Source organism: Bifidobacterium sp. UBA744, from assembly GCA_002298605.1.
Lineage (GTDB): Bacteria > Actinomycetota > Actinomycetes > Actinomycetales > Bifidobacteriaceae > Bifidobacterium.
This window is the reverse complement of record DBKS01000048.1, coordinates 2,390-10,874: the sequence shown is the minus strand read 5'-3', so window position 1 is coordinate 10,874 and position 8,485 is coordinate 2,390. Positions and strand designations below refer to the sequence as shown.

The following is an 8,485-nucleotide window of genomic DNA, read 5'->3' as shown; positions in this document are numbered from 1 at the left end:
TGCATGCTCATGCCAGGCAGCCGCTGCTCCATCCACTCGTTGGGGTAGTGCCGCGCGAAGAACTGCATCACCGGCGAATCCTGGGACATGCCGGCCGAACGCGTGTACCAGCAGTCGAAGGCCATCAGCGTCATAAGGCCGTCCACGAACAGCAGCGCGAACACCACCAGCGTCAGGGAGTACCGCCACTGCCAGGGGATGCGGTTGATCAGCGTGATGAGCCGCGGTTCGATCACCTTGAGCCACAACAGGCCAAGCAAGCCCCAGAAGCACATGTATTTGCCGCTGGTGCGTCCGCCGATCGACAGCCATTGCCCGGTGTAATCCCACGAGACGATGCCGAAGGCCTTCTCTAGGAACCAACTTGACAACCATTCGAAGGCGCCGCCGATCACCGCGGAGGCGAAGAAGATGACGACGAAGTTGAGCCTGTACAGGCGGTTGAGGCAAATAGTGAGCAGGCACGCGCCGAAACCGTAGATCGGCGAAAGCGGCCCGTAGATCATGCCCGCGCGGTTCTGCCAGGTTCCGGTCAGTATGCCCACGTAGAGGAATTCGATGACCCAGCCGGCCAGGCAGCCGGCGAAGAAGATCCAGATGATGTTGAAGAAGTCGAGCGACGCATAGCCCTTGCCGCTCAGGTCCCGGCCAACCATGCCTTTGGCCGCCGCCGCCTCGTAGTCATCGCGGTCCGACATGCGTTTCAGCGTGCGTTGCAGACGGCGTTCCTCGCGCAGACCGGGGTCGGCGGTGACGGAGATGGCGACCAGCAGCGCCAGCTGGATCAGCGGCTTGGCCAATTCCGGGGTCAGGCCGTCCAGCGCGAGCTGCAGCAGGCCGTCAAGCATGGTGGGCACCATGAGCACATATGCCCAGCGAGCGGCGTACCGTCGCCGGTTGCGCAGGATCAGCACGCCGAACACCGTCAGCCCCAAGGCGTTGACGAACAGCACGACGGCCTCCACGCAGGCGAAGATGAAGGTGAGCGTCGCCGGTTCGAATTGCTTCAGGAACGCGATGTCGTTGCCCAGGCCAGCCATGATCAGGGCCGCGATGGCGAGCGCGAAGAACGCCACCGTCACCACGCCGTCCACCAGCACCAGCACGCCATAGATGCGGGCCAGCAGCGGGAGTCTGCGGCCGTCGAGATTCGTTTCGGGAGCGCGGTCCACGTGTGGTTCGGCACCGGATCCGCGGTTTTGCCCGACACCGTTCATCGCAATCGTCTCGCCCATAGCATGCTCCTCACAACCCTCGTCGCCTTCCACGCTACCATGAGCGCCTTCGCGGCCACTTCGCGGCCACCCCCTCGCCCCTCGCGAAGGCACCGCCCGCAACCACCCGCGCGGCAACCACCCACGCGGCCGCTTCGCCGCCACCTGAATCAACATCCCCCCGATCGTTGTCGCGACAGACTGGCCGCTCACAGCAAAGCGTGGTACATTCCGTATGACCTCACATAAATAGACAACGTGTTGACTTTGTTGGGAATGATATGGGCACACCGCCACACCCCCAGCGACGACATCTGCAAATATATAAGGTATGGCATTCAGAAAGGGCGCTGCAAGCATGCATAACATAAGGGCAATCCTCAAGCGTGACCTGCACCGCCTGCTCACCGTCCCCGCCGCATGGGTTATCCTCGTCGGCCTGATCGCCATCCCGCCGCTGTACGCCCTAGTGAACATCGTCGGCTTCTGGAATCCATACGGCAACACCAAGTCCATCGCAGTGGCCGTGGCCAATGAAGACGAAGGCGCCACCAACGCCATTATGGGCGACATGAACCTCGGCAAGCAGATCGTCGACCAGCTCGCAACGAACGACGAACTCGGCTGGCGGTTCATGGACGAGACCCAGGCCATGGACGCAGTCCGCTCAGGAACCGTCTATGCCGCGATCGTGCTGCCAAAGGACTTCTCCAGCGCCATGTCTGACATGCTCACCGGATCCGGCACCAGGCCGCAAATCGACTATTACGTCAACGAAAAAGCCAACGCCATCGCCCCGAAGATCACCGACGTGGGCGCCAACACGATCGACCAGACCGTCAACTCGACCTTCGTCTCCACCGTAGGACAAGTGGTGTCGAATACGCTGAACACCGCGATCGGGCAAGGCCAGCAGACCACCACGCAAGCGCAGCAGGCAATCGTCGACGACATCACGCAGGCCAAGGACAACGTCAGCCAACTGCGTGCAAGCATCGGCGAGATCGACACCGCAATCGACCAGGCGCCCGCCAAAATCGACGCGGCCAGGCAATCCGTCGCCACCGCCGAACGTGTGGGCAAGGACGCCAGCACCGCGCTCGACAGCAGCTCCACGCTGATCACCAACGCCACCGCCGACCTGGGCACCTTCGCCACGAATCTCGGCAACACCCTCGACCAGGGTTCCCTCCTGCTGTCGCAGGCATCATCCGGTGCGAACATCGGCGTCACCGCCATCAGCGGCGGTCTGGTCGAAGCGCAGCACCACATCGGCTTCGCGCTCGAAACCGGCAAAGCCGTCACCGACGCCAACGCCGCGCTGCTCAGCAAACTGGAGGCGCTCAACAACCCGACCTTCGGCGACCTCATCGCCAAGCTCAAAGCCGACAACGCGGACACCGCCAACGCCCTCAACGACCTGTCCACGCTGAACGACGACGCGACGGCCACCACCACCGACATCGCGCAAGCCGCCAACAGCCTCAACTCGGGCACGCAAAACGCACTGGCCGTCACATCCGGGGCCCGCGGCGCACTCAGCACCACCACACTGCCGCAGCTGGGAAACGGGCTGATCCAGCTGGGCAGCAGCGCCGGCACACTGTCGGCCACCATCAGCAGCCAGCAATCGCTGATCGACCAGACCAACACCGTGCTCGACCAACTCGACACGACGCTCACCGACACCAAGAACGCCCTGCAGCGCACCGACCAGACGCTCGCCACCGTGCAAACCCGCCTCGACACGATCAGCACCGACGTGAGCGCGCTCAGCACCTCCGCCCTGCTCCAGCAACTGCTCGGCAAGGACGGCAAACTCGACGCCAACAAGATCTCGGAATTCATGCTCTCCCCCACGGTGCTCGACACCCAAACCCTCTTCCCGCTGAATTCCTACGGATCCGGCATGGCCCCGCTTTTCACCGACCTCGCCCTGTGGGTGGGTTCCTTCTCACTGGTGGTGATCCTCAAACTCGAAGTCGACGACGAGGGTCTGGAAGACCTCGGGCTCACCGCCACGCAACGGTATCTGGGACGCTGGCTGCTGCTCGCCCCGCTGGCCGTCTGCCAGGCGCTGGTGGCGACCGGCGGCGACCTGATCCTCGGCGTGCAAACCGCAAGCGCCCCGATGTTCATGCTCACCGGCGTCCTGTCGGCGCTGACGTATCTGAGCATCATCTTCGCCCTGGCCGTCACCTTCCAACACGTCGGCAAAGGCATCTGCGTGCTGCTGGTCATCGTGCAGATTCCGGGCGCCTCCGGCCTCTACCCGATTGAGATGATGCCGGAGTTCTTCCGCCGCTTCTACCCGTTCTTCCCGTTCACGTATTCGATTGACGCGATGCGCGAGACCGTGGGCGGCTTCTACGACGGCCTGTGGATCAGGAACGTGGCGTTTCTGGCGCTGTTCGCCGCCCTCGCCTTCCTGCTGGGTCTGGTGATCCGCCCGTATCTGAGCAACCTCAACCGCATGTTCGCCAGGGAAATCGCCGAAAGCGACATGATCGTCGGCGAGGAGTTCCACACGCCCAGCAGAGGCCCGAAGCTCGCGCAGGCGATCATGGCGCTGGCCAATCACGACGAATACCGTCGCGTCATCGAGGCGAGGGCCGCCAGATTCACCGAGAACTATCCGAAGTACAAACGCGCCGCACTGATCGCCGGCATTATCGTCCCGGCCATCTTCTGCGTGGTGTTTGCGCTGAACACCGATTGGAAACTCGCGGCGCTGGCCAGCTGGATCATCTGGCTGCTGGCTATCATCGGCGCGCTGCTGCTCATCGAGACGACGCGTTTCCGCATCGAGCGGCAGATGCAGTTGGGGGCGCTCAGCGACGAGGACATCCGGCGGACCCTGTACGCGCACGAGCACGAAAAGGCCGAACGACGACGCAAACGGGCCGCGCATCATCATGAAAGGAGGCATGCGGCATGAGCAAGATCTGGAAACTGTTCGTCGGAGACGTGAGGCGCATGGTCTCCAACATCGTGTCGGTTATCGTGGTGATCGGCCTGACCGCCATTCCCGCCGTATTCACCTGGTTCAACGTGGCCGCCTCCTGGGACCCGTTCTCCGCGACCGGCAACCTCAAATTCGCGGTGGCCAGCGACGACGAGGGATACCGCTCCGATCTGATGCCGATGAACATCACCGTCGGCGACACCATCATCAGCACCCTGCGGTCCAACAACCAGATGGACTGGACGTTCACCACCAGCGACAAGGCGATCGAGGGCACCAAGTCGGGCGAATACTACGCGGCGGTCATCATTCCGAAGGACTTCAGCCGCAATATGATGACCTTCTTCACCGACGATGCGACCAGCGCGAAGATCGAATACTACGTCAACGACAAAAAGAACGCCCTCGCCCCCATTGTGACCAACCAGGGCGCCAGCACGGTCAGCGCGCAAGTCAACCAGATCTTCGCCCAGACGATCACCACCGTGGCCTTCAGTCTGGCCGAGGGGCTCGTCAACCAGCTCGACGCCAACGACGCCCAAAGCAAGCTGACGACATTCAACCGGAACGTCGCCGGCATCGCCGACGACATCGACGACCTGTCGGGCACCATCGACGCGTATGACGGCATGCTCGCCTCGGCCAGCACCCTGATGACCAATTCGGCGTCGCTGCTTTCCGGGGCCTCCTCCGCCGCCGACAACGTGTCAAACGACATGGACGGCACCCACGACTCCGCGAGCGCCATCGCCTCCGCACTCACCGCCAGCGCAAACACGCTGGGCAGCGCCATCAAGTCCAGCGCCGACGGCTTCGCGGCGGTGGGCGCCAGCATCGACCAGCTGTACGCCGACGCCGACAGGCAGGCCGCCGACACCGCCACGGCGATACGCAACAAGGCCGCCACCGTGAGCGCGCAGGCCAAGGAATACCAGACGCTGCGCAACACCTTGGAAACGCTGATCAACAAGCTGCCCGACGGCACCGCGCAGAACGCGGCGCGCCCGCTGCTGGACCAGCTTGATTCGACCATCACGCGATTGAACGATCTCGCCTCGGGACTTACGTCGGCGGCAGACGCAGTCGACGAAGGCCGGAACACCGCCGGACAGGACCGGCAGCACATCAAGGATCTCGCCGCGCAGGCCAAACAGTCCGTCAACGACCTTGACACGTCGTTCGCCAACGACATGCAGCCACAGCTCACCACCATCACCAACAGCGTGTCGGACGCCGCCTTGCAGCTCGCCGGCACGTCGGCCGATCTCGACGCCGCGGTCGGCGATCTCATCAGCGCCGCCGACTCGGCGTCCGGCAAGATCAACGAAGCGCGCGCCACGCTCGGCACGGCCCGCGGCAAACTCAGCGACGCCTCCGCCAAGATCCGCGACTTCACCGATAAACTTGGCGGCGCTCTGAGCAGCGGCGACATGGGACAGGTCAAGGATCTGCTGAGTTCCGCCGGGAGCCCCGAGGATCTTGCCGCCAAATTCGCCGCTCCGGTCACGCTGAACCGCCAGGCGGTGTTCCATGTCGCGAACTTCGGATCGTCAATGGCCCCGTTCTACTCGACCATTTCGATGTGGGTGGGCGCGCTGCTCATGTGCATCACGCTCAAGCCCACGGTTTCGCGCAAAACCCGTAAGGCACTCGGCGATCCGCTGCCCCACCAGCTGTATCTCGGGCATTACGGCATTTTCGGTTTGATCGGCCTGATGCAAAGCACCTTCCTGAACGCCGGCAGCCTGCTCTTCATGCATGTGCAGTCGGAACACCCGCTGCTGTATATGGTTACCGGCTGGGTGACCAGTTTGGTGTTCACGTTCATCACCTACACGTTGGTGGCGTCCTTCGGCAACGTCGGCAAAGCGTTCGGCGTGCTCATCCTCATCATCCAGGTGTCCGGCGCGAACGGCGCATACCCGATCCAAGTGCTGCCCGCCGCGTATCAGGCCGTCAGCCCGTTCCTGCCCGCCACGCACGCGATCCGCGCATTCCGTTCAGCCATCGCGGGCATATACGACAATGACCTGTGGATGTCGCTCGGGTCACTGCTGCTGTTCATCCCGCCGATGCTGCTGCTTGGACTGGTGCTGCGCAAACCGCTGATTCGCTTCAACACCTGGTATGTGGCGAAGGTCGAAAGCACCAAGCTCATCTAGGCGCGTCACGACGCGCCGCGGCGCGGATCGCGGAGAGGTCACAACGCGTCATAGATCAGCAGACTGGCTTGAGCGATCTTCAACCAGCTGGCGTGCTCGGTCATGATCACCATCGCATAATCCCCCTTGTCGCAGCGCACAATCGCCGCATCATGAAGCAGCGCGTTCATGAAGCCGACCTTGTCCTGCACCACGCCGTCGGAACCGATGCCGGTCGGGATGCCCTCGCGATACACCTGCGTCTGCATCAGCTGGAACAGCTTGTCGGTGCTCGCCTTGGTGGCGATCGTATTATCGTAATAGCCTTTGAGCACGGTCGCCAGATCGTTTGGCGTGGTGCGGATGTCGGCGAGTTTGAAATTCGTGTTCTTGGCGCCGATCTGATGCGCCTGATTGGTCAGGGTGGAAAAGCCGTACGTGCGTAGCCAGGCCTCCGGGCAGGCGTTGTCGGAATTGACGATCATACGGGTCAGACAGGTGTTGAGCGTGGTGCCGTTGAGCGGACTGTTCCATGTGAGCTTGCCGGATTCAACCGCGTTGATCATCGAATAGGCGATGTACAGCTTATAGGTGGAGGCCGTGGTCATCACGCCGTCGCCGTTGATGTTGAGCTTCGATTCGCCGGTTTTGAGGTCGACGACCGCCACTTCGTAGGTGGCGTTGCCGAATAGCTGCTTGAGTTTGTCCTCAAGCGACCCTTCGGTCGGCAGATTCTCATACAGCGCCGCGTTGGTGATGGTGCGTGTGGTCACCGCGACCGGCTGGGCCTTGCCGCCGAGCAGCATGGCGGTCAGGTCGCCGGCCGTTTTGGTGGTGTCGATGGCCCTGGACGCGCGGGCGTCGGTGGCGAACACGGCGGGCACGGCTTTGGTCTCAACGGCTTTCTTGACGACTTCGATCGCCACGTTCTTCGATTTGAGCAAGTCGGCCAATTTGGAGGAATCCACCGAGGCGTCGAGTTTGGTGTTGTCCTCGCCGTTCGGCTTGACGGTCAGCGTGCCGGCCACGTCGGCGGCGGGCACTGTCCAGGTGCCGTCACCGTAGCTGAAGGTCACCTGGTTGCCCAACGCGGCGGCGACGGTGGCGCGCAGCCGTTCGGCGGTTTCGGTGGCGACGGTGGGCTGCGCGATCCTGAGATTCAGCGTGGCCTGCGCCGGCTTGTCGGAAGCGGCGCTCTGCAGGCTGGAACCGGCGGCGGCCAGGGCGTCGGAGGCTTGGAATGTGTACCCGGGCGCTGCGGCGACGGTGGTAAGCACGCCATCTTTGACCTCGAGACCGGCATTGCGCACTTCGGCGGTGACGGTCGCGGCGCTGGGATCGGCGTTCGTGGAGAACGCGGCGGGCAGGGAATCCGTGGTGGTGTTGTGCGCGAACAGCCATGAGAACGGAATGATGCGCTTCAGGAAGGAGTGATGCGCGGCCCGGCCGGCTCGGGCACTGTAGTCGGTGGTGATGCCGGCGTCGTGGACGCTCAGCGTGACCTGGGCTTTCGTGGATTCGTCAGTCAGCACGATCTGTCGGGACGAAGCGGCCTCGTTGAGCTTTTCAGTCGCATGATCGACGCTTTGCCCGCTCACCGAGTAACCGTCAAGCGTGGCCAGCGGGTAGAAGCGATCGGACGGCCAGAACAGCTGGAACAGCTCGACCAGCAGCAGCACGCCCAACACCGCCACCAGAATGCGTCGCCGCGTGTAGGTTTGCGATTTCAGCATCGTCATCCCGTGCCTGACGACGGGACTTCGACCCGATCCCCGACCTGAGCCAGAGCCGAATCGAACGAGGCGAAGATACGATCGAACACCGCGTCGCCCGGATTGATGCGAATCGGCGCGATGGCTGCCTCGCCGGGTGGAAGACGCCACACGGGCGCCGGCACGCATGCCAGCGGAGGTGCCGGCACCGGTATCGGCGCCTGCATGAGCGACATGCGGAACCACCACATGCTGCGGCAACTGGTCCTGATCCTTGGAAAAGCGCAGAGAACGATATTGCGCGGAACGGTTTTGCGGAGCCGGTTCATGGGCCGAGGATGAGATGGAACGAGGCATAGCTTATTTCGATAATGAATTGCTGTCGGGACGGTTATAACAGTGCACTAGTGTTATCCGTGGGCTTGACAGCCGCTGATCCAAGCCGTCCCGCGG

At 63.0% G+C, this 8,485-nt stretch carries 5 protein-coding genes; 2 read left to right on the top strand and 3 right to left on the bottom strand.

All coding sequences use genetic code 11. From position 1 onward, the window contains the following. The coding region (locus B2994_RS05145) for a putative ABC transporter permease (protein WP_291527302.1) at positions 1-1,235 on the bottom strand (1,235 nt) is incomplete at its 3' end. Between the two features lie 337 nt (positions 1,236-1,572). Between B2994_RS05145 and B2994_RS05140 the strand changes: the two genes are divergently transcribed. Then, positions 1,573-4,152, top strand: a complete 2,580-nt coding sequence (locus B2994_RS05140) for a YhgE/Pip domain-containing protein (protein ID WP_291527301.1) — start codon at positions 1,573-1,575, stop codon at positions 4,150-4,152. Further along, complete coding sequence (locus B2994_RS05135; RefSeq protein ID WP_291527300.1) at positions 4,149-6,341, top strand: YhgE/Pip domain-containing protein; 2,193 nt, start codon at positions 4,149-4,151, stop codon at positions 6,339-6,341. The genes B2994_RS05140 and B2994_RS05135 overlap by 4 nt, the downstream gene beginning before the upstream one ends. A 38-nt stretch (positions 6,342-6,379) precedes the next feature. Here the strand turns inward: B2994_RS05135 and B2994_RS05130 are convergent, their stop codons facing one another. Both B2994_RS05130 and B2994_RS05125 read right to left on the bottom strand, forming a co-directional pair. Continuing rightward, positions 6,380-8,053 (bottom strand): serine hydrolase, encoded by a 1,674-nt coding sequence (locus B2994_RS05130; RefSeq protein ID WP_291527299.1) that lies wholly within the window; start codon positions 8,051-8,053, stop codon positions 6,380-6,382. Positions 8,054-8,055: 2 nt separating this feature from the next. Continuing rightward, positions 8,056-8,268, bottom strand: coding sequence for a hypothetical protein (locus tag B2994_RS05125; RefSeq protein ID WP_291527298.1), 213 nt, complete (start codon positions 8,266-8,268; stop codon positions 8,056-8,058). Positions 8,269-8,485: the final 217 nt, after the last annotated feature.